Raw genomic sequence first — 26,479 nt, 5'->3', positions numbered from 1 at the left:
GCGAACTCGCGGGCAGATGGTGGCTTGATTGTTGAGGCTGGGGCGAGCAGCAACCATCCCTAGCAGGGCGCGGCAAGGGTTGGAACGTCATTGGCTGCCCGCTATGCTGGCCGGCATGGAGCCGAAGTCAAGACCCGACCCGCTGCGCCGCGGCCTGCTGCTGACCAGCCTGGCCGCCGGCATGGCGCCGCTGTTCGTCCGCCATGCGCGCGGCGCCGAGGTGGAGCCGCGCTTCGCGCTGGGCGTCGCGTCTGGCTGCCCGCGGCCGGACACGCTGGTGCTGTGGACCCGACTCGTCGGCGCCGCGCTGCCGGACCAGGTCGAGGTGCGCTGGGAACTGGCCGAGGACGAGCGCTTCGAGCGCATTGCCGCGCGCGGCGTCGAGCGGGCCGTGGCCGCCGACGCGCACAGCGTCCATGCCGAGCCGGCCCGCCTGGCGCCCGAGCGCTGGTACTGGTATCGCTTCACGGCGCTGGGCCAGCGCAGCGCCGTCGGCCGCACGCGCAGCGCGCCGGCGCCGGGGGCCGCTGCCCCGCGGCTGCGCTTCGCGATCGCCTCCTGCCAGCGCTGGGACCACGGCCTGTACACCGCCTGGGGCGATATGGCGCGCCAGGATCTGGATCTGGTGCTCTTCCTCGGCGACTACATCTACGAATACGCGACGCCGGCAAACAGCGACCGGCCGCGCCGCCATCAGGGCGGCCATTGCCGCACGCTGGACGACTACCGCCGCCGCTACGCCCAGTACAAGAGCGATGCGCAGCTGCAGGCCATGCACGCGGCCGCGCCCTGGATCGTCACCTGGGACGACCACGAGATCGACAACGACTGGGCGGCCAATGTCTCGCAGGAGCTGGAGCCGCAGTTCGAGCTGCGCCGCGCCGCCGCCACCCAGGCCTATTGGGAACACATGCCCTTCCCCAAGGCGGCGCGGCCGCAGGGCTTTCGCATCCGGCTCAACGAGCGCTACGACTGGGGCCGGCTGGCCCGCATCATCACCGTCGACGACCGCCAGTTTCGCAGCCAGCAGGTCTGCCCCAAGCCGGGCCGGGCCGGCTCCAACACCGTCGCCCTGGCCGACTGCCCCGACTTTCTCGACCCGCAGCGCAGCCTGCTCGGCGGCCAGCAGGAGCAATGGCTGGCGCAGAGCTGGGACGCCTCGCGGGCCTGGAACCTGCTCGGCCAGCAAACCCTGATGGCGACGCTGAACTGGGAGGCCCGTCCCGAGCGCTCACCCCGCTTCTGGACCGACGGCTGGGACGGCTACCCGGCCGCCCGCACGCGCCTGCTGCGCGAGCTGGCCGAGCGCCGCGTGCCGAATGCGGTCGTGCTCGGCGGCGATGTGCATGCGAACTATGTCGCCGACCTGAAGCTGGACTTCGCCGACCCGGACGCTGCGGTGCTGGCGACCGAGTTCTGCGGCACCTCGATCAGCAGCGAGGGCCTGGCCCAGTCGCGCCTGGACGCCGCGCTGCCGCACAACCCGCATCTGCGCTATGGCCGGGCCGACCAGCGCGGCTATATGCGCTTCGAGCTGCGCGAGCAGCGGCTCGAGGCCGAGCTGCGCAGCGTGCGTGCGATCTGGGATCCGGCCAGCCCGGTCGATGTGGCGGCGCGCTTCGCGGTCGAGGCCGGCCGGGCCGGCGCGCAGCCGGCCTGACCGTCAGCCGGGGGTCAGAGCAGGCCGTGCAGCCGCGCCGCCGCGGCGGCGGCGATCAGCGCGGCAATGGCCAAGCCGCCCAGCAGCCAGCGGCGCGGGCCGGCCACGCTGTGCGGCCAGGCCGGCACCGCCGATTCGACGGCGATCGTTCCGGCGGCGGCCGGTGCCGGCATCGGGGTCAGCGCCAGCGCCGAATGGCCGTCGCCGGCCAGCCAGGCGCGCAGATCGTCGGCCAGCGCCTCGGCGCTTGGATGGCGCTTGGCCGGCTGCGGCGCGACCGCCTTGCGCAGCAGCGCATCGAGGCTGATCCGCTCGGCCATGCCCAGGCTGGGCCAGGCCGCGGCCAGCGAAGCGTCCTCGATGCCGTCGCCCAGCTCGGCCGGCTGGCGGCCGTCCACCAGGCTGCACAGCAGCACGCCCAGGCCATAGACCTCGGTCGTCAGGCTGGCCGGTTCGCCGGCCAGGCGCTCGGGCGCCTGGTAGCCGGGGGCGGCCAGCAGGCCGCTGCCGCGCTCGAAGGGGTCGGCCGGGTCGGGCATGTGCGCGAGGCCCAGGCCCATCAGATGCAGGTGCTGCTGGGCGTCCACCCACAGCATGGCGGGATCGAGCTCGGCCAGCAGCCAGCCCTGCTGATGCGCATAGCGCAGCGCCTCGCAGAGCTGAACGACCAGCTGCAGGCGCTCGCGCAGCGGCAGGCCGCTGCCGGCCAGCAGGATGGGCCGGCCATCGACCGGCTCGAGGATCAGATAGGGCTGGCCGGCGGCGGTGACGCCGCTGTCGCTGGGCACGCGGATGCCGGCATGCTGCAACTGGCCCAGCTCGCCGGCCTGGTCGGCATAGCGCAGCATCTGGTCGGCGGCGCGCTCGCTGCGGTGCAGCACCAGCACGGCGGCCGAGCGGTCGGCCGCCAGCGCATGCTGGGCGCCGTACCACTGGCCGCCATCGCAGGCGTGCAGCGGCTGGGTCAGGCGCCAGACGCCCAGGGCCAGGCCTTCGCCAAGCAGGGGCATGGCGGCGGCGGGCGGCAAGGCGAGTTCGGGCATACGCATGGCAGGCCGGATTGTCGGCGCGGCCTGCACCCGATTCGCCCCGCGAACCGGGGGAGCGTGAGCAATCGCTCACGCGCAAGCCGGCTTTCTGCGTGCGCCCGCAGAGCGCCCCGCATTCGGGGGGCGCTGGCGCAGCGGGCCCGCGCGCTTGCGATACTCGCGGCGCCATGCAAGCCGTGCTCGCCGTCACCCTGCCTTTTTTCGCGCTGGTCCTGTGCGGCTATCTGGCGGCGCGCCGCGGCGTGCTGGCCGAGTCCACGATCCCCGGCCTGAACGGCTTCGTGCTCTTCTTCGCCCTGCCGTGCCTGCTGTTCCGCTTCGGCATGAACACCCGCGTCGCCGAACTGCTGAACCCGGTCGTGCTGGGCGTCTACCTGACGGCGGCGGCGGCCATCGTCGCGCTGACCCTCTTCGCGACCCTGTCGGCGCGCGTGCGGCTGAAGGATGCCGCCTTCGGCGCGCTGGTCGCCGCCTTTCCGAACACCGGCTTCATGGGCGTGCCGCTGCTGGTCGCGCTGCTGGGCGGGGCGGCGGCCGGGCCGGTGATCTGCACCGTGCTGGCCGATCTCTTCTTCACCAGCTCGCTGTGCATCGCGCTGGCCAGCGCGCACGATGCCGGCGGCGGCCACGGCGCGCGCCGGGCGCTCGGTCTGGCGCTGCGCGGCGCGCTGTCGAATCCGCTGCCCTGGGCGATCGCGCTGGGCGCGCTGGCCTCGGCCACCGGCCTGCGCCCGCCCGGCCCGGTCGACGCGGTGATCAGGATGCTGGCCGATGCGGCGACGCCGGTCGCGCTGTTCACGATAGGCGCGGTGCTGTGGCGCGCCGGCCTGCATGCGCACACGCGCACGCCGGCAGCGCTCTACCTGCCGGTCGCGCTGATCAAGCTGCTGCTGCATCCGGCCCTGGTGTACGGCCTGGGCAGCGCGGCGCGGGCGCTGGGCCTGGCGCTGTCGGACTTCCAGCTGCTGGTGCTGACCCTGGCCGCGGCCCTGCCCAGCGCCAGCAATGTCTCGCTGCTGGCCGAGCGCTACCGCGCCGACAACGGCCGCATCGCCCGCATCATCATGGCCTCGACCGCGCTGGCCTTTCTGAGCTTCAGCGCCCTGGCCTGGCTGATGGGGGCAAAGCCTTGAAGACGGGCCGCAGCGCAGCGGTTATCGTTGCGGCCGACAACGCATTCGGAGACAAGATGGACGTCCGCAAGCTGCTGGCCGGCCTCGCCCTGGCCGTCGCCTGCCTGCCGGGCCTGGCCGCCGATGCCGGCGGCTACCAGCAGCCCTCGCCCGCGATCCGCGAACTGCTCGATGCGCCGCAGCTGCCGCGGCTGCTGATCTCGCCGGACAAGCAGAGCCTGGCCGTGCTGGAGCTGCGCCGCTTCGCGACGATCGAGGAGCTGGCGCGGCCGGTGCTGCGCCTGGCCGGCCTGCGCTTCGATCCGGGCTGCGCCTGTCCGCAGCAAATCACGCCGGTCCAGCGCCTGAAGCTGCGCAGCCTGCTGAACCCGGACGCGCCCGAGCGCCAGGTCGAACTGCCGGCCGGCGGCGTCTTCCACAGCTTCGGCTGGTCGCCGGACGGCCAGCGCTTCCTGCTCGAGCGCCGCATGGAGCAGGCCAGCGAGCTGTGGGTCGGCGACACGGCCAGCGGCCGTATCCGGCCGGTCGCCTTCCTGCGCCTGAGCACCGTGCTGGCCCAGGGTGACCCGGTCTGGCTGAATGCGCGCGAGCTGATCGTCACGACGGTGCCCGACCGCCGCGGCCCGCTGCCGCAGGCGGCCCGCGTGCCCGGCGGCCCGGCCGTGCAGGAAAGCGTGATTCCCGGCCGCGCCTCGCCCGAGCGCAGCCATGCCGATCTGCTGCGCAATGCGCACGACGAGGCCTTGTTCGACTACCACGCGCGTTCGACCCTGACCCTGGTCGACGTGGTCAGCGGCCTGTCGCGCGATCTGGGCGGGCCGGCGCTGTTCAGCAGCGTCGCCAATGTCGGCGAGGGCCAGTACCTGCTGACCGAGCGGCTGATCCGGCCCTTCAGCCTGAGCCTGCCCTGGGACGATTTCCCGCGCGTGATCGAGCTGCGCCAGCGCGACGGCAAGGTGCTGCGCGAGCTGGGCCGGCTGCCGCTGAAGCAGGGCGTGGCCCTGGACGGCGTGCTGCCCGGGCCGCGCGCCTTCTTCGCCTCGCCGGGGAACGATGCGGCCGTGTTCTGGGTCGAGGCGCTGGACGGCGGCAACCCGGCCGCCCGCGTCGCCTACCGCGACCGCATCATGCGCCTGGATGCGCCCTACACCGGCGAGCCGCAGGAGGTGCAGCGCATGCCGCACCGCTTCTCGCGCCTGATCTTCCTGGATGACGGGCAGAACGCGCTGTTCAGCGAGATCGACCGCCAGCGCGCCTGGACGCGTACCTATCTGCTGCCGCTGAACGGCGCGCAGAGCCGGCCGCTGTTCGACCATTCGCTGCGCGAGCGCTACCGCCATCCGGGCACGCCGCTGACGCGCGTGCTGCCCAGCAATGGCCGCACGGTCGCGATTGCCGCGCAGGGCGAGCTGCTGCTGAGCGGCCCCGGCGCAGGGCCCAAGGGCGAGCGCCCCTTCCTCGACCGCTTCTCGCTGAAGGACCTGACGACGACGCGGATCTTCCAGTCGGCCGAAAGCGTCTACGAGCAGCCGCTGGCGCTGCTGGACGGCGGCCGCCTGGTCACGCAGCGCGAGAGCGCGATCGAGCCGCCCAACCTGTTCCTGCGCGACGGCACCGGCAGCAGCGCGCTGACCCGGCTGAAGGACCCGACGCCGCAGCTGCGCAAGATCCGCCGTGAGCTGATCACGTTCAAGCGCGCGGACGGCGTCGAGCTCTCCTTCTGGCTCTATCTGCCGCCCGACCACAAGGAGGGCGAGCGCCGGCCGGCCCTGATCTGGGCCTATCCGCTGGAGTTCGCCGACAACGACACCGCCGGCCAGATCAAGGGCTCGGGCAACCGCTTCTCGGTCTGGAGCGGACTGAGCCCCCTGCATCTGCTGATGGACGGCTTTGTCGTGCTGTCTGACGCGACCATGCCCATCGTCGGCGACCCGCGCACGGTCAACGATTCCTTCGTCGAGCAGATCACCATGAATGCGCGCGCCCTCATCGACAAGGCCGAGGAGCTGGGCGTCGTCGACATCAAGCGACTGGCGATCGGCGGCCACAGCTATGGCGCCTTCATGGCCGTCAATCTGCTCGCCCACACCGATCTGTTCAAGGCCGGCATCGCGCGCAGCGGCGCCTACAACCGCACGCTGACGCCCTTCGGCTTCCAGAGCGAGCGGCGCAATCTGTGGGAAGCCAAGGATGTCTACCTGAAGCTCTCGCCCTTCCTGTATGCGAACCAGATCAAGGAGGCGCTGCTCCTGACCCATGGCGAAGCCGACAACAACTCGGGCACCTCGCCGATCCAGACCGAGCGCCTCTACCAGGCGCTGGCCGGCACCGGTGCGCCGGTGCGTTATGTCTCGCTGCCCTACGAGTCGCATGGCTACACGGCGCGCGAATCGGTCGGCCATGTGCAATGGGAGATGAGCCGCTGGCTGACGAGCTATCTGGGCGACCCGCGCGCCCCGGGCGAAGCGGGCAAGTAGGGCCGGGTCAGCGCGCGACGTCGCCGGGAAACTGTACGCGGATCAGCTGCTGCAGGATGGTCATCAGGGCGGCGCTGGTCATGCCGAACATCAGCACGCCGTTGGCCGCCTCCAGCGGGCCCAAAAGCTTCCAGCGCGTGCTCATCACCACGTCGCCATAGCCCAGCGAGCTGAAGTTGACGGCCGAGTGGTAGACCGCCTCGTAGAGCTCCTTGAACTCGCCCAGCAGCATGAAGAGCAGGCCCCACAGCGTGATCTGCAGGAAGTTGCCCAGCATCAGCACCACCATCACCGCCAGCAGCGGCCGCAATTGCTGGAAGGCGCTGTCGCCGGCGCCCAGCCGGTGCGAGCGGCGCGTGAAGTAGCGCACGCACCAGAAGCTGAACGCGGCCTGCAGGAACAGGCACAGCAGCATCGTCGGCAGGCCGAAGAGCAGGTTGCGCAGCATCGCGGCGAAGCCGTCTCAGCGACCCATGCGGCGGTTGTAGGCGGCGGTCCAGCGCTCCTGCAGGGTCGGGTTGCTTTCCTTGGCATCCGGCGCGTTGAAGGCGACCTTCAGGCTGCCGTCGGCCTGCTGGTTCAGGTCGATATAGACGGCGGCGCCCGCCTTGTTGCCGCGGATGCGGCCGCTGGCCCGGTCGGCGCTAGTCACCTGCACGCCGGCATCGTTGGCGGCGCCCAGCGCGGCGTCCCAGGAGCGGTCGAAGCTGGCCGGCGTCGAGACGGTGCTCGGATAGCCATAGGGGTAGGTGTAGCAGCCGCTCAAGAGCGCGGAGCTGGCAACGAGGGCGGAGATCGCGGCAAGAAGAGGAAGGCGGCGCATGGCAGTTCTCGAGTAGCGACGCTCCATCCTAGTCCTCCGCGCGCGCGCCGGCAAAGCCCGGCACCGGCAGCGATGGCGGCGCGCAACGCCGGCGGCCGCGGGGGGCGGCCGCAAGACGGCGCAGGAAGTTCCAACAATTGCGCGGCCGGGGCCGGATCGTGCGCCTTCGGGCAGCCGGCGCCCCGGCGCAGCACCCCAGAATGGGTGGGTGACCGCGCCGGCTGTGCACCGGCACCGCCGCTGCTGCGTTGAGCCGGCGAGCAAACCCCGCCACCGGGCCCGACCGACAACAAGCAACTCGAACACCGCATGCCCCTCTCATCGAACGGTTCCCCAGGCGCGCTGCGCCGCCTGCTCGCCGCGCTGGCCACCGCCTCCGGCCTGGCGCTGCTCGCCACCACCGCGCTCGCGCAGGCACCGACGCCACCCGGCGAGACGACCCGCGTCGCGCCACCGCGCCGCCCGCCGCCCCCCCCACTGCTCATCGTCCCCGAGGCGCGCATCCCGGTGCGGCTGGAGAGCGCGACCGTGCGCACGCTGATCGTCGGCGCGACGGCCAAGACCCGCATCGAGTTCACGCTCTACAACCCGAACGAGCGCGTGCTCGAGGGCGAGCTGCAGTTCCCCCTGCTCGAGCGGCAGACGGTCACCGGCATGGCGCTGGACATCGAGGGCCAGCTGCGCGAGGCCGTCGCCGTGCCCAAGGCCAAGGGCCGCCAGGTCTTCGACGACGTGACCCGCCAGCAAGTCGACCCGGCCCTGCTGCAGATGAGCAAGGGCAATAACTACAGCCTGCGCGTCTATCCGCTGCCGGCACGCGGCCGCCGCCAGGTGGCGCTGGAGCTGAGCGAGCCGCTGGACCTGGCCCGCGCCGGCGCCGGCAAGCCGGCCGCGGCCACCTTGCGCCTGCCACTGAACTTTGCCGAGCGGATCGCCAAGCTCGATGTCGAGGTCAGCCTGCCCGGCGTCGCGCCCAGCCAGGTGGCGGCCACCTGGCGCGCCAGCCGGCCGGCCCGCAGTGCGGACGGCCAGGGCGGCACCGTCGTGCGCCTGCAGCAGTCGCCGGCCGAGGCCGGCGGCGGCGAGCTGGTGGTGCAGCGTGCGCACAGCGAGACGAGCTTCGTCAGCACCGAGCTGTTCCGCGGCAAGCGCTATTTCTATGCCGAGCTGCCGGCCAGCACCGAGTCGCAGCCGCGCGCGGTGCCGCGCACGCTGGGCCTCGTCTGGGACGCCTCGGGCTCCGGCGCGCGGCGCTCGCGCGAGCAAGAGCTGACCCTGCTGGACGCCTATTTCCGCCGCCTCGGCAAGGTCGACGTCGCCCTGCGCGTCGTGCGCGACGTCGCCGAGCCCGACGAGCGCTTCGAGGTGCGCGATGGCCAATGGCAGGCGCTGCGCAAGCGCCTGGCCGGTCTGGTCTATGACGGCGCCTCGAATCCCGGCGCGATGACCGTGCCGGCCGGCGCCGAACTGGGCCTGCTGGTCAGCGACGGCCTGTTCAACTACGGCGATGCGCCGCTGCCCAAGCCGCAGCAGCCGCTGCTGATCGTCGGCTCCGGTGCCGGCGCCGACCTGACCCTGCTGCGCCGCAGCGCCGAGGCCAGCGGCGGCGAGCTGGTCGACCTCGACGGCCTGCTCGCGCGCATGCCGCTGGCCGAGGCGGCCGCCGAGGGCACGCGCCTCTTGACCCGCCAGCGCAGCCATCTGGCGACGCTGGACGGCGTCGGCACGGCCGAGCTGATCGCCGCCTCGCGCTACGAGGAGGGCGGCCGCTTCGTCGTGGCCGGCGTGCTGCTGCAGCCGACGGCCGAGTTGCGCCTGGGCCTCGTCTCGCCCGCCGGCGTGAAGACCACGCGCAGCCTGCGCATCAATGAGAACGACGGCGCCGCCAGGAACGGCACGGCGATCGCCGCCCAGCAATGGGCGCGCTTGCGCTGGGCCGAGCTGGCCGAGGACGAGCTGCGCCAGGCCAAGGCGATGGAGCGCCTGGGCCTGCAGTTCAATCTGCTGACGCCGCAGACCTCGCTGATCGTGCTCGACAACGGCCTGCAGTACGCGCGCTACGGCATCGCGCCGCCGGCCTCGGACAAGAAGCTGTTCGCCGAATACGAGTCCATCGTCGCGCTGATGCAGCGGGACGAGGAGCGCGCGCGCAGCACGCAGCTGGCCCGCGTCACGCGCGACTTCGAGCAGCGCGTGCAGTGGTGGCAGCGCGAGTTCCCCAAGGACGCGCCGCCGGAGGAGATGCGACCGAGGGCGACGGCGATGGCCGTCGGCGCGGCGGCACCCGCACCGGGCTTCGCGCCGCCGCCCGCTCCGGCGCCGGCGCCGGCACCGCCCCCCGCGCCGGTCGCGACCAGCCCCGCCGCGGCCCGGGCCGCCGCGCAGGCGGCCGCTGCCGAACGCGAGCGCGCCGAGGCCACGCAGCGCCGCGCGGCCAGCGCGGCCAGTGAGGCCCGTTCGGCCGAAGCCGCCGCCAAGGCCGCGGCCGCCGGCGGCGGCGCCGGCTCATCGACGACGATCGCGCTGAAGAAATGGGCGCCGGACAGCGCCTATGCCCGCCGCATGCGCGAGGCCGCGCCGCAGGACGTCTACGCGATCTATCTGGACGAGCGGCCCAACTACGAGAACAGCACGGCCTTCTTCCTCGACGCCGCCGACATCCTGCTCGACAAGGGCCAGCCCCTGCTGGCCGCGCGCGTCGCCTCCAACCTGGCCGAGATGAAGCTGGAGGACCGCCACATCCTGCGCATCCTCGCCTACCGCCTGCTGCAGTTCGGCCGCGTCGAACTGGCGCTGCCGGTGCTGCAGCGCGTGCTGGCCCTGGCGCCGGACGAGCCGCAATCCTGGCGCGATCTGGCCCTGGCCCAGCGCAGCGCCGGCGCCTACCAGCGCGCCGTCGACAATCTCTGGCACATCGTCACCCAGCCCTGGCAGGGCCGCTTCCCCGGCATCGAGGTGATCGCGCTGAGCGAGCTGAACGCCATCGTGGCCGAGGCCAGGAACAAGGGCCAGGCGCTCAACACCGAGGCGATCCCGGCCACGCTGCTGCAGAACCTGCCGGTGGCGATGCGCACGGTGCTGAGCTGGGACGCCGACAACACCGACATCGATCTCTGGGTCACCGACCCGAACGGCGAGCGCGCCTACTACGGCCGCCAGCTGACCTATCAGGGCGGCCTGATGTCGCGCGACTTCACCGGCGGCTACGGACCCGAGGAGTTCTCGCTGCGCGATCCCAAGCCGGGCACCTACAAGGTTCAGGCCCAGTTCTATGGCCACCGCCAGCAGATCGTCGCGCCGTCGACGACCTTGATGCTGCAGTTCATCAGCGGCTTCGGCACGCCGCAGGAGAAGCAGCAGAGCGTGATCCTGCGCCTGTCCGGCCGCGAGCAGATCGTCGACGTGGGCGAGTTCGAGGTCAAGGCACCGCAATGAGCCGCGCCTCGATCAAGCGCCTGCTCGGGGCCGGCCTGCTGATGGCGGTGGCCCTGCCCGCGCGGGCCGAGCTGTCGCCGATGCTCTATCTGTGCTGGGCACGTCAGGCGCCCGAGGCGCTGCAGGTGCAGGTGCTGAACATCGAGACCGAGCCGGTCCAGGGCGAGCCGGAGCTGATCGCCCGCGTGGCAAGCTTGCGCGTGACGGCCGTGCGCCGCAGCGCCGATGGCCTGAAGCCGGGCGCGCAGATCCGCATCCGGCAGATCGAAAGCAAGCACAAGCCAGCCGCCGGCGCGCCCATGCCGGGCCCGGCACCGATGCCGAGCTTGCAGCAGGGCCAGGCCTTGAGCGCCTTTCTGGAGCCCGATGGCCAGCTGCGCGGCTTCTACCAGCCGGCCGCGCGCGGGCAATCGTTCAGCCCCTATCTATGGGCCGACGAGGCCGACCCGGCCCAGCGGGCCGCCCCATCCTGCTAGAGCCGCCGCCCCGCCTCAGGCCAGCGGCAGGCTCAGGCTGACCCGCAGCCCGCCGCCATCGCCGCGGTTGGCCAGCGCGATGCGGCCGCCATGCGCCTCGGCGATCTCGCGCGCCAGCGCCAGGCCCAGGCCGGTGCCGGCGCGCTTGGTCGAATAAAAGGGCAGCAGCGCCTGCGCCAGCACCGCCTCGCTCATGCCGGGGCCGCGGTCGGCGACCTCCAGCCGCAGCTCGCGCGGGCCGGCGGCGATTGCCAGGGTCACCTCTTGCGCCGGGCCGCCGGCCTCGTGCGCGTTCTTGATCAGATTGATCAGCGCCTGCTCGACCTGGGCCGCGTCGAAGCGAGCCGGCGCGGCCGGCGGCTCGCCGATCAGGCGGAACTGGCAATGCGCGGCCAAGCCCTGCAGAAAGGCGGGCCAGTCGACCGACTGCAGCTGCGGTTGCGGCAGCTTGGCAAAGCGCGCATAGCCCTCGAGGAACTGGTGCAGATGCGAGGCGCGCGCGCCGATGCTGGCAAACACACCGGGCAGGCGCTCCAGATGCTCGGCGCCGCCGCGCCGCGCCAGCTCGGCACCGCTGTGCGCCAGCGAGGAGATCGGCGCCAGCGAATTGTTCAGCTCATGGCTGATCACGCGGATCACCCGCTTCCAGCTGCCGACCTCCTGGCGCGAGAGCTCGCGCGTCATGCGCCGGATCAGGCGCAGGCGGTGCGGCCGGCCCTGCAGACGGAACTCGCGCTGCGACAGATGGAAGGTCTCCTCCTCGCCGCCCTCGACCGCCAGGCTGAACAGGCAGTCGTCGCCGCCGGCCAGCGCGCGGCGCATCGCCTCGGGCGCGCGCTCGCACAGCGCGGCGAAGTCGACGCCGCTCAGGCTGCGCCCGTCGCCCAGCAGCTGGCGCGCGGCGATATTGGCGATCGCGACGCGCTCCTGCGCATCGGTCAGGATCAGGGCCACCGGCGTGTTCTGCACCACCGTGTCCAGCAGCAGCTCGCGCTGCGCCAGATGCTGGCGCTGCTCGCGCAGGGCCTGGCCCAGCTCGCTGTGCAGATGCAGCAGCTCGCCGAGCTCGCCCGAGCCGCGCTCGGCGATCGACATGCTGTAGTCGCCATCACGGTAGCTGAGCACCGCGCCCTGCAGCGCGCGCAAGAGCCTTTGCAGCGGCGTCAGCAGCCAGCCGGCCAGCGCGATCAGCAGGGGCAGCAGCAGCGCCAGGCTCAGCGCCAGCGCCGGCCAGCCGAAGGGCGCCGGCGCGGCCAGGCCCAGATCGGCCCAGGCCAGCAGCTGCGGCAGCGGCCAGACACTGAGACCGGCATGGAGGGCCAGCGCGACAGCGGCCGTGGACAGCAGCAGCAGCGTCAGCCGGACCTGCAGCTTCATCCGCCGCCTTGTACCTGGCCGGCCAGGCCGTAGCGCTCCATGCGCCGGTACAGCGCCTGGCGCGACAGGCCCAGCGCCTGCGCGGCGCGGCTGACGACGCCGTCGGCGCGCGCCAGCGCCGCCTGCACCGTCTCGCGGCTGGGCTCGTCCAGATTGCGCGCGCTGGCGGCATGCGAATGCTCGGCCGGCAGGGCCAGCAGCTCGGGCGTGACGAGCTGCCCCTCGCCGGCCAGCAAGGCCGCGCGCGCAATCACATTCTTCAGCTCGCGCACATTGCCGGGCCAGCGGTAGGCCAGCAGCGCCTCGCGCGCCGCCTCGCCGAGCCGCGCCTTGTTCCCCGATGTCGCGGCGAGGAAATGCTCGGCCAGCGGCAGCACGTCCTCGGGCCGCTCGGCCAGGGCCGGCAGCGCGATCTCGATCACATTGAGCCGGTAGTACAGGTCCTCGCGGAAGGTCCCCGCGCGCACCATCGCCTTCAGGTCCGAGTTGGTCGCGCTGAGCACGCGCACCCGGGTCTGCCGTGCGCGGCTGGAGCCCAGGCGCTCGTAGCGGCCGGTCTCGAGCACGCGCAAGAGCTTGACCTGGCCGGCCAGCGGCAGGGTGCCGATCTCGTCGAGGAAGAGCGTGCCGCCATCGGCCGCCTCGAAGCGGCCCTCGCGCGCCCGCGTCGCGCCGGTGTAGGCGCCGCTCTCGCTGCCGAAGAGCTCGGCCTCGATCAGCTCGCCGGGCAAGGCGCCGCAGTTGACGGCCACGAAGGGGCCGTTCTTCACCGCCGAGTTCGCGTGCACGATGGCGGCAATGCGCTCCTTGCCGCTGCCGTTGGGCCCGGTGATCAGCACCGGCACCTCGGCACGCGCCACCTGGCAGGCCAGCTCCAGGCTGCGCAGCATGGCCTCCGACTCGTGGACGATGCCGCCCAGCTCGTAGCGCGCGGCCAGCGCCGTGCGGCGCGCGCGCCGCTGCAGATGGCCGGCGCGCGCCTGCCGGCTCGATTCGGCCAGCTCCAGCAGGTTCTCGACCGTGGCCGAGAGCTTGGCATCGTCCCAGGGCTTGGCCAGGTAGTCGGCTGCGCCGGCCTTGACCAGCTCGACGGCGGCCTCCAGCCGCGTCCAGGCGGTCAAGAGGATCACCGGCAGATCGGGGCAAAGCTCGCGGATGGCGCGGAACAGGGCCACGCCCTCCTCGCCCGAGGTCGTGTCGGCGCTGAAGTTCATGTCCTGGATCACCAGGCCGATGCCAGGCTCGCGCGCCAGCAGGGCCAGGCCCTCTGCCTGACTGGCCGCGTACAGCGGCCGGATATCGCGCAGCGACAGCAGCAGCGACAGCGCCTCGCCGACGCCGGGGTTGTCGTCAATGATCAGCACCGTCCTCATGGGGACCGATTGTGGCGCGGCATCTTCAGAAAAAAACCAAGGGCAGACTCAGCTTCGCAGCGCCGCCACCGGCGGCAGTGCCGCGGCGCGCCGCGCCGGCGCCCAGACGGCCAGCTGGCCCAGCGACCAGAGGATCAGCGCGCCCAGCGGCAGATAGAACCAGGGCAGGCGCGGCAGCTCGTAATGGCGCATCAGCAGCAGGCTGATGCCATAGGCGGCCAGCATGCCCAGGGCGATGCCCAGGGTCGAGAGCATGAAGTTCTCGGTCTGGAAATAGCGCAGGATCTGGCCCTGGGTGGCGCCCAGCGCACGCCGCGTGCCGATCATGCGCGTGCGCTGCTGCACCCAGAAGCTGGCCAGGCCGACGATGCCGAAGGCGGTGACGATCAGCAGGCCGAGGCAGACGCCACCGAGCAGCCAGACCATGGAGCGGTCCTGCTGGTAGTAGCTCGTGCGCATCTCGCTGAACAGCTTCTGGTAGCGCACCACCCGCTTGATGCCCTGGCTGCCAGCATCCAGCGCCTCGACGGCCGCCTTCAGCACCGCCTCGCGCTGGGCCGGCTCGCAGCGGATCATGTAATAGCCGCCGCGGTAGCTGGGGCGGATGGGCAGCACCATGCCGAAGCGGTCGTCGCTGCCGGCGCGGGGATAGGGCGGTATCAGCTCCTCCACCACGCCGACCACGCGCTGCGGCTGCTTGCCGTAGACATACAGCGACTTGCCCAGCGCCGATTCGTTGGGGAACAGGCGCTGCGCCAGCCGGGCGTTGATGATGATGGCCGGGACCTTGGGGTCCTCCTGCGTGTCGACGACGCTGCCGTAGACATATTCCTCCGGCGCGAAGTCGCGGCCCTCCTTGATCTTCAGGCCGAAGCTCTGCAGCCAGCCCTCCGACAGCGCGTACTGCGAGGCGCTGACCGGCGCACGCACATTGGTGTCCGGCGTCAGGCGCACGCTGCTGTTGTTGGAGTTCTCGCCATAAGGCATCTGGTTGGCGATGCTGACGCTCTTGACGCCGGGGATCGCGCGCAGCGCGGCCAGGTCGGCGGCGGTCTGCGGCTCCGGATTCTCGACCCGCTTCATGCCGGACGCGGCGACGACGATCAGCTCCTCGTCCGGCATGTAGCTGGGCGCATTGATGGTGGCGATGCGCTCGCTGATCAGGAACAGCGCATTGCAGACGATGGCGCAGGTCAGCGCGATCTGCAGCACGATCAGGCCCGCGGCGGTCTTGTGGCGCTTGAGCGTGGAGAGGATAGGAAGAATGTCCATGTCAATCATCCTTGACAGGTGAGGCGGCGCGAGGACCGCAGCAGGCCGAGCGGCACCCGTGGATCCGGCTTTGCCGGGCCACCGGGTGCGCCCCCTTGAGGGGGAGGCGCGAAGCGCTTCGGGGGTGGGTCATCTCATTGCACCTTGAGCTGGAGGGCGGGCGTGATCTGGCAGGCACGCCAGGCGGGCAGCAGGCCGGCGGCCAAGCTGGCGGCGATGGCCAGGCCGAAGGTCGTGCCGAACATGGCCCAGTCGAGCTGGGCCAGCGCCGCGTAGGGGCTGGGGTTCTGGCGCACGATCCACAGGCCGCAGCAGGTCAGCAGCAGGCCCAGCGCGCCGCCGGCCAGGCCCAGGCCGCCGGCCTCGACCAGGAACTGCTGGAAGATCGCGCCGCGCGAGGCGCCCAGGGCGCGGCGCACGCCGATCTCGCCCGAGCGGCGCAGGCATTTGGCCAGCAGCAGGCCCACCGCATTGGTCAGGCAGACCAGCAGGAAGCCGAAGGCCAGCCAGGCCTGCAGGCGGATGTCGCTGGGCACGGCCTTGCGCACCGCCAGCCATTCCATCACCGGCCGCAGGCGCGGGTTGGGCGGGCGCTCGAAGCGGCCGGCCGCCTTCTGCTGGGCCGAATACTGCACCAGGTAATCGCGGTAGGCGGCCTGCTGCTGCGGCGTGTCCAGCTGCACCCAGTACTGCAGCCAGGTGCAGGGCACGTTGGGCCCCAGCACGTCCTGGCCGGTGGCGTCGCCGAAGCAGTTCATATTGCCGCTGCGGCCGAACTTCAGCTCCAGCGAGGTCTGGATCGGCAGGTAGATCTCGGCCGGCTTGGCATAGGCGCCCAGGGTCAGGTCGAAATAATGCGGAGCCGGACGCCAGTCGTCGAGCACGCCGACGATGGTCAGGTCCTTGTCGCGCAGGCGCAGCGTCTTGCCGCGCGAATCGGCGCCGTCGAAGAGCTTGTCGTTGAGCTCCTTGGAGATCACCGCCACGCGCGCCTTGGCCTCGTCGTCGGCGCCGGACCAGCCGCTGCCATAGAGGAACTTCGGCTCGAACATCGGGAAGAAGTCGGCGCTGGTGTAGCGCGAGCGCGAGAAGAAGGGCCGCATCTCGGCCTTGCCCGAGCCGGCCGGATCGACGGCGATATTGCCGCCCGTCATCACCACCTGGTGCACGCCGCGCTTGTCGCGCAGCAGGGCCTCGGCATCGAAACGGGTCAGCTGCAGATCGGGCTCGCCGCCGGGCTCCAGGTCGCGCAGGCGCTGCGCATCGAGCTGCACATTGAAGAGCTTGTCGCTCTTGTGCGGGATCGGGTCGCCGGACAGCACATGGAAGACGGTCAAGGTCGTCATGCAGGCGGCGACGCCCATCGCGATCGACAGCAGCACCAGCACCGTCAGCGCGCGTGCCGCCCTGAAGCTGCGAAAGCCCAGTTCGAGGTAATAGCCCAGCATCTTCATCAGGAGTCCTCCGCGGGTTTGGCCGCCACGAGCAATTGGTTGACGGCCGCCAGCTCGGCCTCGTTGAGGCCGCCGGCCGCCTGCTGCAGCAGCAGCTTGGCCAGCACATAGCGATGGCGCGCCTGTTCGTAGGCGTTCTGCGCATTCGCCAGCGTCTGGATCGCCAGCAGCAGATCGGTCATCGTGCGCGTGCCCAGCGGCTGGCCGGCGCGCGTCGAGGCCAGCATCTGTTGGCTGGCGGCGACGGCCGCGCGCGTGCTCTGCATCAGCGCGACGCCGGCCTGCACTGCCTGGTACTGCGCCTGCGTTTCGCGCACCAGCGCGCGGCGGCCGAGCTCCAGCTGCTCGCGCGACAGGTCGCGCTGATAGGCGGCCTGGCGCACCTGCGATTCGGTCGCGCCGCCGGCAAAGATGGGAATGTTCAGGCGCAGCGCCAGCTGCGTGTTGGTACGGCCGTAGTCCTGCGGGGCGACGCCATAGCCGCGCAGATTGGCGCTGTCGACGCCGGCGACCAGGGTCGGCCAGTGGGCGGCGCGCGCGGCGCCGATGCGCTGCTCGCTGGCGTCCAGATTCAGGCGCTGCGCCTGCAGCTGCGGATTGGCCTGCAGCGCCTGGGCGATCCAGGCCTCGGGCTGCTGCGGCTGCGGCGGCAGCGCCGGCAGCTCATCGGCCAGGGGCTTGAGCGCGCCGGGCATCTGGCCGGTGATCTGCACCAGCGCCTCGCGCGCATCGGCCAGCACCTGGCGCGCCTGCACGGTCGCGCCGCGCGCCAGCTCGTGATAGGCGCGCGCCTGGTCGACGTCGACCGCCGCCGACAGGCCGGCATCGAAGCGTGCCTGCGCCTGCTGCACCTGCTGCGCAAAGGCACCCTCGTTGGCGATCGTCGTTGCCAGGCTGGCCTGGGCCGAGAGCACGCCGAAATAGACGACCGCGACGCGCGCGCAGAGCTCCTGCTCGGCCGCGCGCACGGCGGCGTCCTGCGCCGACAGCTGAGTCTTGGCCGCGTCCCAGTTGCGCAGCTGGCCCAGGTCCAGCAGCACCTGGCTGATATTGCTCGAGTACTGCTGCAGCCGCGTGCCTTCCTGCTGGGTCCGGCTGTCGACCGCGTTCAGCGACCATTGCGGCAGCAGGCCGGCGCGCGCCTGTACGCTGAGCTCGCGCTGGATGCCGCGCTGCGCATCGGCGCTGGCCAAGAGCGGGTCGACCGCGCGCGCCTGCGCATAGATCTGCAGCAGATCCTCGGCCGCGGCCAGCGCCGGCGCCATGCCGAGCAGCGCCGCGAGAAGGAGAAGACCAGGACGAAACGGCATCGTCGTCTCAGCCCTGGGTGGCAGGCGAGGCCTGGCGCAGCAGGCCGGGGTCCAGGTGCAGCTCGGCGGCGATGTCGACGACCTGGCCGTCGATCACATGGACATTGCGCTGCGCGCGCGCGGCCAGCTGCGGGTCGTGGGTGACCATCACGATGGTGGCGCCGTCGCGGTGCAGCTCTTCCAGCAGGTCCATCACGCTGCGCGCCATCGAGCTGTCCAGATTGCCGGTCGGCTCGTCGGCGAGCAGCAGGCGCGGCTCGCCGGCCAGCGCGCGGGCGATCGCCACGCGCTGCTGCTGGCCGCCCGAGAGTTCGGCCGGGTAATGCTTGGCGCGCGCCGACAGGCCGACGCGGGCCAGCGCATCGGCGGCGCGCTTCTTGCGCTCGGCCGCGCCCATGCCGCGGTAGCGCAGCGGCACCTCGATGTTGTCGAGCACGTTCAGGTCCGGGATCAGATTGAAGGCCTGGAAGATGAAGCCGATCTTCTCGTTGCGGATGCGCGAACGCTGGGTGTCGTTCATGCGGCTGACGTCGACGCCGTCGAGCTCGTAAGTGCCGCCCGAAAAGGCCTCCAGCAGGCCGGCGATGGTCAGAAAGGTCGTCTTGCCCGAGCCCGAGGGGCCCGTGACGGCGACGAACTCGCCTTCCTTGACCTGCAGATTGAAGTTGCGCAGCGCATAGGTCTCGACCATCTCGGTGCGGTAGACCTTGGACAGGGCGTTCATTTTCAGCATCGCTTGCTCCTTGGATTCGTGGTGTCTTCTTAGCGCGGCGGCAGCGCGTTCATGTTGTCGATGTCGGCGGCGATCAGCCAGCGGCCGCCCTCGCTCGCGCGCTGGAGCACCAGCACGAACTTGCCGAAGTCCGGCCGGCCCGCGGCCGACGCGAAGCCGCCGACGATATAGGCCATGTCGCCCGCGGCCGAGAAGCTCAGCGCGCGCAGCGCCAGCGGCGTGCCCGCGTTCTTCGCATAGGCGGCGGCGATCGCGGCGGCGCCGCGCGCCGGCCGATCGCCATTGGGCAAGGCCATGCCATCGACGGCGAACAGCGCCGCCAGCGCCGCCGTGTCCTTGCGCTGCCAGGCGCTCTCGTAATCGCGCAGCACGCGCTCCAGCTCGGGGGGCAGCGTGACGGCGGTCTCGGCCGCATGGGCGGTCCATGCGGCGAGGCTCAGAAAAATGGCGGTGGCGAAACGGCGCATCGTGTTCTCCTGCTTCCTCATCAGCGGCTGATCGCGACGCGCGGCGCGCCGTTGAAGGCCTCGGCGCCGGAAACGATCACCTTGTCGCCGGGCTTCAGGCCATCGAGCACCTCTATCTTGTCCAGGCTGCGCGCGCCCAGGCGCACCGGCACCCGCTCGGCCATGCCCTCGCGCAGCACATAGGCATGCGCGCCGCCGCCCTCGTCGGCAAAGCCGCCGCGGCGCACGGTCAGCACGTTGTCGCGGCGGTCCAGCAGCACGCGCACCGACAGGCGCTGGTTCTGGCGCAGCTGGTCGGGCGGCTCGCCATCGAAGCGCAGGCGCGCCGCGACCTCGCCATTGACGACCTCGGGCGAGACGCTGCTGATCAGACCGCGCCAGGCACGGCCGCCGCCGCTGATCTCGCCCGGCATGCCGATCGCCAGATCGCGGGCGAAGCTCTCGGCCACCTGCATCTGCACCTCCAGCGCCGACAGATCGATCACCGTCAGCAGCTGCGCGTCCTTGGCCACCGTGGCGCGCTCGGCCACCAGCAGCTGGCCGACCTGGCCCTCGACCGGCGAACGCAGCTGCAGCTCGGCGACCTGGCGCTGCAGGTCCTTGACCAGGCTTTGCTGGCGTTCCAGCGCCGCCTGCTTGGACTGCACTTCGAACTTCAGCGCATCCTCCTTCAGGCCGCGGCCCGCATTGGCATGGGCCAGGGTCAGGCGCGCCTTTTCCAGCGTGTCGCGCGCATGGTCGACCTGCATGCTGGCGGCGGCGCCGGCCTTGAAGGCCTGGGTCTGGCGATCCAGATCGTTCTGCGCGGTCTTCAGATCGATGGTCGCGTTCTCCCAGTCGCGCTGCAGCGCCGCGTTCTGCTGCCGCGCCTCGACCTGGGCGCGCATCAGCTCGGCGCGCATCGCCTCGGCATTCGAGCGCTCCTGCGCCAGCCGCGCGGCGAGCTCGGGGCTGTCGATCTCGGCCAGGACCTGGCCCTTGGCCACCTTGTCGCCGGCATGCACGCGCAGAGTGACCGTGCCGCCATTGGCCGCGTAGAGGGTCGGCGCATTGGCGGCGACGACCTTGCCCTCGCCGGCGACGTCGCGCACGAAGGGGCCGCGCTCGACCTCGGCGATGGACAGCCGCGTCTCGCTGACCGAGGCATTGGTCGAGACCATGCGCTGCAGGCCCGGCCAGGCCAGCACGCCCGCCACCAGGACGGCGGCCACGCCGCCGATCAGCAACAGCTTGCGCCGGCGGCCGGGGGCGGGCTCTATCAGGCGGTCCTGGGCGGAGGTGTCACGGATCATGGGTTTTCTTTTCGGCTCGATGAACAAGCCTTTCGTTGCAATGAGCGTGCCTGCGTCCGGTCCGTGGACCCAGCCATATGAATCAAGCACTTGGCGCCACGGCGGCGAACAAGAAACTGTCCGCGGACAGTGACCGGACAGTCGGCCGGCAGCGGACGCTCCCCGACGCTCGATAAGATCGGCGCCCATGAACTGGGACCATGCCAATCCGTTCACGCTGGACGTTCGCCCGCAGGCCGACGATATCGACGGCCTGAACCACACGAACAACGCCGTCTATGTCCAATGGTGCGAGAAGGTCGCCTGGGCCCATTCGGAGGCCCTGGGCCTGAGCCTGGCCGACTACCAGCGCCTGGACCGCGCGATGGCCATCCGCCGCGGCGACTACGAGTACCTGCTGCCGACCTTCGTCGGCGAGGACTTGCGCCTGGGCACCTGGCTGACCGCCAGCGACGGCAAGCTGACCATGGAGCGCCGCTTCCAGCTGATCCGCGCCGCCGACGGCGTCACCGTGCTGCGCGGGCGCTGGGAGCTGGTCTGCATCGAACTTGCGAGCGGCCGGCCGCGGCGGATGCCGGAAGAGTTCTGCGAGATCTATCTGCGGGCGATGGTGCCGGTAGCGGGTGTTGCGGACTGAGGCGCTGCTACGGCGATGAAGCAGCCATCGGACGTGGACATGGGCTTTAGCTACCGCCAGCGCAAGAACGAGGTCGTCGAGCTCTTGCACCACGGCCGCCTGGCTTCGCTATTACGTGGCAGGGACGCGCTGGACTTCATGGCCAGGGTCCAATCCGCGGAGCCCGCAGAGGTCCAGCGCCTGATGGCCCGCATCACCGGCAACTACAAGCGGGGCAACGAGCGCCTGGCCGCCAGCCATGGCCGCCATCGGCGCTAGGCGCCGCCGGCGCCGCTTCGCTCAAATCGCCAGCGGATCGACATCAACCGCCCAGCGCATCAACCCCTTGTGCTCGCGCTTGAGCGCACCGAGCTCGGGCAGCCACAGGCGCAGCAGGCGCTGCAGTGCGGCGCGGCTGCCGGCCTCGACCAGCATCTGCACACGCTCGACGTTGGCGACGCGGGCGATGCTCATCGGCACCGGCGGATAGATCAGCATCTGTTGCTGCTGCGCCTCGGGCTGGGCCTCGGCCCAGGCAGCGGCGGCATCGAGAAAGGCCTTGGCGACGGCGGCGTCACGGGCCTCGGCCCGCAGCAGGGCCAGGTGTGAATAGGGCGGCAGGCCGGCGCCGGCGCGTTCGGCCAGCTGGTTCTTGGCAAAGGCCTCGAAATCGTGCCGGGCCAGCGCTTGGTAGAGCGCATGCTCCGGGTGCCAGGTCTGCACCCACATCTCGCTGGGGCCCAGCGTCGCCGCCTCGGCGTCGCGGCCGGCGCGGCCCGCCGCCTGCATCAAGAGCGCGAACAGGCGTTCGGGCGCGCGGAAGTCGCTGCTGAACAGGGCGCCGTCGGGGTTGACCGCGGCGACGAAGCCGATGCGGCGGAAGTCATGGCCCTTGGTGATCATCTGCGTGCCGACCAGGATGTCGACCTCGCCGGCGTGCACCGCACCGAGCTGCGCCTCGAGCTCGCCCTTGAGCTTGGTCGTGTCGGCGTCGATGCGGGCGATGCGGGCACCCGGCAGCGCCTCGGCCAGCTGTTCCTCGAGCCGCTCGGTGCCGCGGCCCAAGGGCGCGATGTCCAGATTGCCGCAGGTCGGGCAGGCGCTGGGCACACGCTCGCTGAAGCCGCAGTGGTGGCAGCGCAGCGTGCGATCGGCCTTGTGGAAGACGCGCCAGGCGCTGCAATGCGGGCAGTCGCTCTTCCACTGGCACTCGCCGCAATGCAGCACCGGCGCATAGCCGCGCCGGTTCAGGAACACGAGGCTCTGCTCGCCGCGCGCGAGCCGCTCGCGCAGAGCCTGCAAGAGCGGCGCGGTCAGCGCCGTCATCACGCCCTTCTTGACCGGCAGGGTCTTCATGTCGAACAGGCGCACCCGCGGCAGCGCGGCGCCGCCGATGCGCGCCGGCAGGGCCAGGCGTTGATAGCGGCCCTCGTTGGCGTTGTGCCAGCTCTCCAGCGAGGGCGTGGCCGAGCCGAGGATGACCGGCACCTTCTCCAGCCGCGCCCGGTAGACGGCCAGGTCGCGCGCCGAGTAGCGGGCGCCGTCCTGCTGCTTGTACGAGGGATCGTGCTCCTCGTCGACGACGACCAGGCCCAGCTGCGGCAGCGAGGCGAAGACGGCCAGCCGCGTGCCCAGCACCAACCGCGCTTGGCCCAGATGCGCGGCCAGCCAGTTGCGCAGGCGCTGGGCCGGCGTCAGGGCGCTGTGCAGCGAGACGGTGGCGACGCCAGCGAAGCGCTCGGCGAAGCGCGCCTCCAGCTGCGGGGTCAGATTGATCTCGGGCACCAGCACCAGCACCTGGCGCCCCTGCGCCAGCGCATGCTCCGCGGCGCGCAGATAGACCTCGGTCTTGCCGCTGCCGGTGACGCCGTAGAGCAGCAGCGGCGGCGGCGCCGCCTCGGCGCCGGCCTGCCGCAGCAGGCCGTCCAGCCGCGCCAGCGCCTCGGTCTGGGCGGCGCTCAGCGTCGGCAGGACCGGCGCGGCGTCCGGCGTCCGGGCGGCCTGCTCGGCCGCCCATTTGGCGACGCGCTTGAGCCGCAGCTGCAGCTGCGTACCGTCGAGCTCGCGCAGCTGCGGCGGCAGCACCGACAGCGCCAGCTCGCCGACCGAGCGCTGGTAATAGCCGGCGGCGAACTCGATCAGCTCGCACCAGCGCGCGCTCAGCGGCGGCAGGCCCTCGAGCACGCCGAGGATGGGGCGCAGCAGCTCGGCCGCGGTCGCCTGGTCCGACTCGCCGGGCCAGACGATGCCCATCAGCTCGCGCTTGCCCAGCGGCACGCGGATCAGGCTGCCGGGCGCAAGCGCCTGCTCGCTCAAATAGTCCAGCGGGCCGGTCAGGCCGCTGTGCTGGGGCGTGTCGACGGCGACGCGCACTCGGCCCCCGGAGGCGCTGGCCTGCAACTCGCTCATCGCTCAGCCCGCCTGCTCGTGCAAGCCATGAGCTTCAGCGCCTAAGTGCATGATTTGCAAAGCCAAGCGACTTACGCACCGATTCTGTGGATAACTTTGTGGGAAACGCAGACCCGGGCTCGCAAGCCCGGCACGCTCGCCGCCCCGCCTCTTCAGCGACGGCTTCCCATATCGCCGTCGGCTTTCTAAGCAAATCAAGGACTTAGGATTCAATCGGGAAAACGAGAAGCTGCACCGCAGCATTTCCCAAGTGAGCGTCTCGCTTCGAGATTTTTGGGGATAAGTCCCCAGCTGAGTGCTCACTTCGGCAGCGGTGGCCGGCATCGCTGGGCTCAGGCGCCGGCGCGCAGGCGGCGCGAATGCGCGTGCACCTCGTCGACCAGGGCCGTCACCGCCTCGGGCGGCGTGTGCTGGCTGATGCCATGACCCAGATTGAACACATGGCCGGGGTGATTGCCGAAGCTGTCCAGCGCCGCGCGCACCTGCTCGCGCACCGCCTCGGGCGGCGCGAACAGCACGTTCGGGTCCAGATTGCCCTGCAAGGCGACCTGGTCGCCGACCCGCGCGCGCGCCTGGCCGAGGTTCATCGTCCAGTCCAGGCCGACGACATCGGCGCCGGCCTCGGCGATCTGGTCCAGCCACAGGCCGCCGCCCTTGGTGAACAGGATGCGCGGGATGCGTTTGCCCTCGTGCTCGGTCTTGACCTGCGCCAGCACGCGCTTCGAGTAGTCCAGGCTGAAGCGCTGGAACATGCCGTCGGCCAGCACGCCGCCCCAGCTGTCGAACAGCATCACCGCCTGCGCGCCGGCCTCGATCTGGGCGTTCAGGTATTGCGCCACCGCGTCGGCGTTGACCTGCAGGATGCGGTGCATCAGGTCCGGGCGCGCATACATCAGGCTCTTGACCTGGCGGTAGTCGTCCGAGCCGCCGCCCTCGACCATATAGCAGGCCAAGGTCCAGGGGCTGCCCGAGAAGCCGATCAGCGGCACGCGGCCGTTCAGCGCCTTGCGGATCGAGCTGACGGCGTCGAACACATAGCGCAGCTTGTCCATATCGGGCACGGCCAGGGCAGCGACGGCCGCCTCGTCGCGGACCACCTTCTCGAACTTCGGGCCCTCGCCGATCGCGAAGGACAGGCCCAGGCCCATCGCATCGGGCACGGTCAGGATGTCGCTGAACAGGATGGCCGCGTCGAGCTTGTAGCGCTCCAGCGGCTGCAGGGTCACCTCGGTCGCGTAGTCGCGGTTGGTGGCCAGGCCCATGAAGCTGCCGGCCTTGGCGCGGGTGGCACGGTATTCGGGCAGGTAGCGGCCGGCCTGGCGCATCAGCCAGACGGGCGTGTAATCGGTCGGCTGGCGCAGGCAGGCGCGCAGAAAGGTGTCGTTTTGAAGTTCGGCGCTCATGGGCGACATTATCCGCTGCGATACTTCGACGGGCCTTGATTCATGCCGCGGCGCCGCCATCTGCGCGTCAACGCGGACCACCGACCGGAGGACTTCAATGCTTTCGACCCTCGTCAAGCGTGGCTTCACGGCCACCCTCTTGCTGGCGGCTACGCTGGCGCTGTCCGGCTGCGGCTACAACGAGTTCCAGCGCCTCGACGAACAGGTCGGCGCAAACTGGGCCGAGGTGCTGAGCCAGTACCAGCGCCGCGCGGACCTGATCCCCAATATCGTCAACACGGTCAAGGGCGAGGCGAACTTCGAGCAGGAGACGCTGACCCGCGTGATCGAGGCGCGCGCCAAGGCCACCAGCATCCAGGTCACGCCCGAGCTGGCGAACGACCCGGAGGCGCTGAAGAAGTTCCAGGCCGCGCAGGGCGAGGTCAGCAGCGCGCTGAGCCGGCTCTTGGTCGTCAGCGAGAACTACCCCAACCTGAAGGCCAACCAGGGCTTCCAGGACCTGCGCGTGCAGTTGGAAGGCACCGAGAACCGCATCACCGTCGCGCGCAACCGCTACATCAAGTCGGTGGCCGACTACAACGTCCACACCCGCTCCTTCCCGAACAATCTGACCGCGATGATGTTCGGCTACAAGACCAAGCCCAGCTTCCAGGTCGAGAATGAGGCGACGATCAAGACGGCGCCGACGGTCAGCTTCGACAAGCCGGCATCCAAGTAAGCGGCAAGCCACCCGCCATGCGCGCCTGGCTGCTGTTGCTGTCCCTGCTGAGCGCCCTGCTGGGCCTGCCGGCCCGCGCGCAGGACGTGCTGCCGGTGCCGGCGCTGAGCGCTCGCGTGATCGACCAGACCGGCACGCTGGACGCGCGCGAGCGGGCGGCGCTGGAGACCAAGCTGGCCCTGTTCGAGTCGCAGGCCGGGCCGCAGATGGTGGTGCTGATGGTCGACAGCACCCTGCCCGAGGACAACGCCAGCTATGCGCAGCGCGTCGCCGACACCTGGAAGATCGGCCGCCGCGAGGTCGGCGACGGCCTGCTGATCGTCGTCGCCAAGAGCGACCGCAAGGTGCGCATCGAGGTGGCCAAGGCGCTGGAGGGCGCGGTGCCGGATCTGGCCGCGCGGCAGATCATCCAGAACGCGATCTCGCCGGCCTTCAAGCGCGGCGACTATGCCGGCGGACTCTCGCTGGCGGTCGACCAGCTGCAGGCCCGCATCCGCGGCGAGGGCTTGCCGGCGCCGACGCGCCAGGGGCCGCGTGCGCCGCAGCAGCAAGGCCTGGACTTCGAGAGCCTGGGCGCGCTGTTCTTCATCGGCGTGCCGGTGCTGGGCGCGGTGCTGACCGGCCTCTTTGGCCGCAAGCTGGGCAGCGTCGTCACCGGCGGCGCGGCCGGCGCGGCCGGCTGGTTCATCGGCGGCAGCCTCATCATGGCCGGCCTGGCGGCTTTTGCGGCCCTGGTGCTGGTCGGCGTGCTGGGCATAGGCGCGGCGCGGCGGCGCGGCGGGCTCGGTGGCGGCGGCCTCGGCATCCCGCCGGTGATCTGGGGCGGCGGCGGCTTCGGCGGCCATGGCGGGGGTGGCTTCGGCGGCGGCGGGTTCTCGTCCGGCGGCGGCGGAGATTTCGGCGGCGGCGGCGCCTCGGGGGATTGGTGAGCCCGTCGCCGAGCCGCCTCAAGACGGGCGCGCCCCCTCGGGGGGCCGGCGCGGAAGGCGCCTTGGGGGTATG

The 26,479-nt window shown here is 71.3% G+C and carries 22 protein-coding genes; 9 read left to right on the top strand and 13 right to left on the bottom strand.

The features are described from left to right. Window positions 1-115 precede the first annotated feature (115 nt). Window positions 116-1,660 (top strand): alkaline phosphatase D family protein, encoded by a 1,545-nt coding sequence (locus tag QWJ38_RS05015; RefSeq protein ID WP_290357938.1) that lies wholly within the window; start codon window positions 116-118, stop codon window positions 1,658-1,660. 14 nt (window positions 1,661-1,674) lie between these two features. On the opposite strand, the gene QWJ38_RS05010 is transcribed toward QWJ38_RS05015, so the two are convergent. Further along, the gene (locus QWJ38_RS05010) at window positions 1,675-2,709 is read right to left on the bottom strand and encodes a serine/threonine protein kinase (RefSeq protein WP_290357937.1); all 1,035 of its coding nucleotides are present in this window, start codon (window positions 2,707-2,709) and stop codon (window positions 1,675-1,677) included. A gap of 167 nt (window positions 2,710-2,876) precedes the next feature. On the opposite strand from QWJ38_RS05010, the gene QWJ38_RS05005 reads away from it, so the two are divergent. Together QWJ38_RS05005 and QWJ38_RS05000 are read left to right on the top strand one after the other, a co-directional pair. Next, window positions 2,877-3,842, top strand: coding sequence for an AEC family transporter (locus QWJ38_RS05005; protein WP_290357936.1), 966 nt, complete (start codon window positions 2,877-2,879; stop codon window positions 3,840-3,842). Window positions 3,843-3,898: 56 nt separating this feature from the next. Beyond that, the gene (locus QWJ38_RS05000; protein WP_290357935.1) at window positions 3,899-6,319 is read left to right on the top strand and encodes an alpha/beta hydrolase family protein; all 2,421 of its coding nucleotides are present in this window, start codon (window positions 3,899-3,901) and stop codon (window positions 6,317-6,319) included. A 7-nt stretch (window positions 6,320-6,326) separates the two neighbouring features. On the opposite strand, the gene QWJ38_RS04995 is transcribed toward QWJ38_RS05000, so the two are convergent. Both QWJ38_RS04995 and QWJ38_RS04990 read right to left on the bottom strand, forming a co-directional pair. Next, window positions 6,327-6,767 (bottom strand): ion channel, encoded by a 441-nt coding sequence (locus tag QWJ38_RS04995; RefSeq protein WP_290357934.1) that lies wholly within the window; start codon window positions 6,765-6,767, stop codon window positions 6,327-6,329. 15 nt (window positions 6,768-6,782) lie between these two features. Continuing rightward, window positions 6,783-7,142, bottom strand: a complete 360-nt coding sequence (locus tag QWJ38_RS04990) for an OmpA family protein (protein ID WP_290357933.1) — start codon at window positions 7,140-7,142, stop codon at window positions 6,783-6,785. A gap of 309 nt (window positions 7,143-7,451) precedes the next feature. Between QWJ38_RS04990 and QWJ38_RS04985 the strand changes: the two genes are divergently transcribed. Both QWJ38_RS04985 and QWJ38_RS04980 read left to right on the top strand, forming a co-directional pair. Continuing rightward, window positions 7,452-10,577 carry a DUF2135 domain-containing protein gene (locus tag QWJ38_RS04985; RefSeq protein ID WP_290357932.1) on the top strand — a complete coding sequence of 1,042 codons (3,126 nt, stop codon included), beginning with the start codon at window positions 7,452-7,454 and terminating at the stop codon, window positions 10,575-10,577. After that, window positions 10,574-11,053 (top strand): hypothetical protein, encoded by a 480-nt coding sequence (locus QWJ38_RS04980; RefSeq protein ID WP_290357931.1) that lies wholly within the window; start codon window positions 10,574-10,576, stop codon window positions 11,051-11,053. Before QWJ38_RS04985 ends, QWJ38_RS04980 begins: the two co-directional genes overlap by 4 nt. Window positions 11,054-11,068: 15 nt before the next feature. Here the strand turns inward: QWJ38_RS04980 and QWJ38_RS04975 are convergent, their stop codons facing one another. The 8 genes from QWJ38_RS04975 to QWJ38_RS04940 form a co-directional block, all read right to left on the bottom strand. Further along, complete coding sequence (locus QWJ38_RS04975) at window positions 11,069-12,430, bottom strand: sensor histidine kinase (protein WP_290357930.1); 1,362 nt, start codon at window positions 12,428-12,430, stop codon at window positions 11,069-11,071. Next, window positions 12,427-13,803, bottom strand: a complete 1,377-nt coding sequence (locus QWJ38_RS04970; RefSeq protein ID WP_290357929.1) for a sigma-54-dependent transcriptional regulator — start codon at window positions 13,801-13,803, stop codon at window positions 12,427-12,429. Before QWJ38_RS04970 ends, QWJ38_RS04975 begins: the two co-directional genes overlap by 4 nt. Window positions 13,804-13,851: 48 nt before the next feature. Then, entirely contained in the window at window positions 13,852-15,075 is a 1,224-nt protein-coding gene (locus QWJ38_RS04965) for an ABC transporter permease (protein WP_290357928.1), read from the bottom strand. A gap of 134 nt (window positions 15,076-15,209) precedes the next feature. Further along, window positions 15,210-16,529, bottom strand: a complete 1,320-nt coding sequence (locus QWJ38_RS04960) for an ABC transporter permease (RefSeq protein WP_290357927.1) — start codon at window positions 16,527-16,529, stop codon at window positions 15,210-15,212. Continuing rightward, window positions 16,529-17,839 (bottom strand): TolC family outer membrane protein, encoded by a 1,311-nt coding sequence (locus tag QWJ38_RS04955; RefSeq protein WP_290357926.1) that lies wholly within the window; start codon window positions 17,837-17,839, stop codon window positions 16,529-16,531. Before QWJ38_RS04955 ends, QWJ38_RS04960 begins: the two co-directional genes overlap by 1 nt. A 7-nt stretch (window positions 17,840-17,846) precedes the next feature. After that, window positions 17,847-18,572, bottom strand: coding sequence for an ABC transporter ATP-binding protein (locus QWJ38_RS04950; RefSeq protein ID WP_290357925.1), 726 nt, complete (start codon window positions 18,570-18,572; stop codon window positions 17,847-17,849). Window positions 18,573-18,601: 29 nt separating this feature from the next. Next, window positions 18,602-19,039, bottom strand: coding sequence for a DUF4440 domain-containing protein (locus QWJ38_RS04945; protein WP_290357924.1), 438 nt, complete (start codon window positions 19,037-19,039; stop codon window positions 18,602-18,604). A 20-nt stretch (window positions 19,040-19,059) separates the two neighbouring features. Next, window positions 19,060-20,331, bottom strand: a complete 1,272-nt coding sequence (locus QWJ38_RS04940) for an efflux RND transporter periplasmic adaptor subunit (RefSeq protein WP_290357923.1) — start codon at window positions 20,329-20,331, stop codon at window positions 19,060-19,062. A gap of 187 nt (window positions 20,332-20,518) precedes the next feature. Between QWJ38_RS04940 and QWJ38_RS04935 the strand changes: the two genes are divergently transcribed. Together QWJ38_RS04935 and QWJ38_RS04930 are read left to right on the top strand one after the other, a co-directional pair. After that, on the top strand, window positions 20,519-20,968 hold the full coding sequence (locus tag QWJ38_RS04935; protein WP_290357922.1) for an acyl-CoA thioesterase: 450 nt from the start codon (window positions 20,519-20,521) through the stop codon (window positions 20,966-20,968). Window positions 20,969-20,983: 15 nt separating this feature from the next. Then, a complete protein-coding gene (locus QWJ38_RS04930) occupies window positions 20,984-21,226 on the top strand; it encodes a hypothetical protein (RefSeq protein WP_290357921.1) in 243 nt (80 codons plus the stop codon). A gap of 21 nt (window positions 21,227-21,247) precedes the next feature. Here the strand turns inward: QWJ38_RS04930 and QWJ38_RS04925 are convergent, their stop codons facing one another. Beyond that, window positions 21,248-23,356: a primosomal protein N' gene (locus tag QWJ38_RS04925; RefSeq protein ID WP_290357920.1), complete on the bottom strand. Its 2,109-nt coding sequence runs from the start codon at window positions 23,354-23,356 to the stop codon at window positions 21,248-21,250. Window positions 23,357-23,688: 332 nt separating this feature from the next. Beyond that, a complete protein-coding gene (hemE, locus tag QWJ38_RS04920) occupies window positions 23,689-24,759 on the bottom strand; it encodes a uroporphyrinogen decarboxylase (RefSeq protein WP_290357919.1) in 1,071 nt (356 codons plus the stop codon). A gap of 97 nt (window positions 24,760-24,856) precedes the next feature. Between hemE and QWJ38_RS04915 the strand changes: the two genes are divergently transcribed. Both QWJ38_RS04915 and QWJ38_RS04910 read left to right on the top strand, forming a co-directional pair. Beyond that, on the top strand, window positions 24,857-25,477 hold the full coding sequence (locus tag QWJ38_RS04915; RefSeq protein WP_290357918.1) for a LemA family protein: 621 nt from the start codon (window positions 24,857-24,859) through the stop codon (window positions 25,475-25,477). 17 nt (window positions 25,478-25,494) lie between these two features. After that, on the top strand, window positions 25,495-26,406 hold the full coding sequence (locus QWJ38_RS04910) for a TPM domain-containing protein (RefSeq protein ID WP_290357917.1): 912 nt from the start codon (window positions 25,495-25,497) through the stop codon (window positions 26,404-26,406). Window positions 26,407-26,479 lie beyond the last annotated feature (73 nt).

This window comes from Roseateles violae, assembly GCF_030410485.1.
In the GTDB taxonomy this organism is placed as follows: Bacteria; Pseudomonadota; Gammaproteobacteria; order Burkholderiales; family Burkholderiaceae_C; genus Roseateles_D; species Roseateles_D violae.
The sequence above is the reverse complement of the archived record's forward strand: the minus strand, read 5'-3'. Positions and strand labels throughout refer to the sequence as shown.

Coding starts and splice junctions, on each gene's coding strand:
- QWJ38_RS04995 (WP_290357934.1), bottom strand. CDS start 6,767: ATGCTGCGCAACCTGCTCTTCGGCCTGCCGACGATGCTGCTGTGCCTG.
- QWJ38_RS04935 (WP_290357922.1), top strand. CDS start 20,519: ATGAACTGGGACCATGCCAATCCGTTCACGCTGGACGTTCGCCCGCAG.
- QWJ38_RS04925 (WP_290357920.1), bottom strand. CDS start 23,356: ATGAGCGAGTTGCAGGCCAGCGCCTCCGGGGGCCGAGTGCGCGTCGCC.
- QWJ38_RS04970 (WP_290357929.1), bottom strand. CDS start 13,803: ATGAGGACGGTGCTGATCATTGACGACAACCCCGGCGTCGGCGAGGCG.
- QWJ38_RS04955 (WP_290357926.1), bottom strand. CDS start 17,839: ATGCCGTTTCGTCCTGGTCTTCTCCTTCTCGCGGCGCTGCTCGGCATG.
- QWJ38_RS04960 (WP_290357927.1), bottom strand. CDS start 16,529: ATGAAGATGCTGGGCTATTACCTCGAACTGGGCTTTCGCAGCTTCAGG.
- QWJ38_RS04915 (WP_290357918.1), top strand. CDS start 24,857: ATGCTTTCGACCCTCGTCAAGCGTGGCTTCACGGCCACCCTCTTGCTG.
- QWJ38_RS04940 (WP_290357923.1), bottom strand. CDS start 20,331: ATGATCCGTGACACCTCCGCCCAGGACCGCCTGATAGAGCCCGCCCCC.
- QWJ38_RS04965 (WP_290357928.1), bottom strand. CDS start 15,075: ATGGACATTCTTCCTATCCTCTCCACGCTCAAGCGCCACAAGACCGCC.
- QWJ38_RS04985 (WP_290357932.1), top strand. CDS start 7,452: ATGCCCCTCTCATCGAACGGTTCCCCAGGCGCGCTGCGCCGCCTGCTC.
- hemE (WP_290357919.1), bottom strand. CDS start 24,759: ATGAGCGCCGAACTTCAAAACGACACCTTTCTGCGCGCCTGCCTGCGC.
- QWJ38_RS04990 (WP_290357933.1), bottom strand. CDS start 7,142: ATGCGCCGCCTTCCTCTTCTTGCCGCGATCTCCGCCCTCGTTGCCAGC.
- QWJ38_RS05015 (WP_290357938.1), top strand. CDS start 116: ATGGAGCCGAAGTCAAGACCCGACCCGCTGCGCCGCGGCCTGCTGCTG.
- QWJ38_RS05000 (WP_290357935.1), top strand. CDS start 3,899: ATGGACGTCCGCAAGCTGCTGGCCGGCCTCGCCCTGGCCGTCGCCTGC.
- QWJ38_RS05010 (WP_290357937.1), bottom strand. CDS start 2,709: ATGCGTATGCCCGAACTCGCCTTGCCGCCCGCCGCCGCCATGCCCCTG.
- QWJ38_RS04980 (WP_290357931.1), top strand. CDS start 10,574: ATGAGCCGCGCCTCGATCAAGCGCCTGCTCGGGGCCGGCCTGCTGATG.
- QWJ38_RS04950 (WP_290357925.1), bottom strand. CDS start 18,572: ATGCTGAAAATGAACGCCCTGTCCAAGGTCTACCGCACCGAGATGGTC.
- QWJ38_RS04975 (WP_290357930.1), bottom strand. CDS start 12,430: ATGAAGCTGCAGGTCCGGCTGACGCTGCTGCTGCTGTCCACGGCCGCT.
- QWJ38_RS04930 (WP_290357921.1), top strand. CDS start 20,984: ATGAAGCAGCCATCGGACGTGGACATGGGCTTTAGCTACCGCCAGCGC.
- QWJ38_RS04910 (WP_290357917.1), top strand. CDS start 25,495: ATGCGCGCCTGGCTGCTGTTGCTGTCCCTGCTGAGCGCCCTGCTGGGC.
- QWJ38_RS04945 (WP_290357924.1), bottom strand. CDS start 19,039: ATGCGCCGTTTCGCCACCGCCATTTTTCTGAGCCTCGCCGCATGGACC.
- QWJ38_RS05005 (WP_290357936.1), top strand. CDS start 2,877: ATGCAAGCCGTGCTCGCCGTCACCCTGCCTTTTTTCGCGCTGGTCCTG.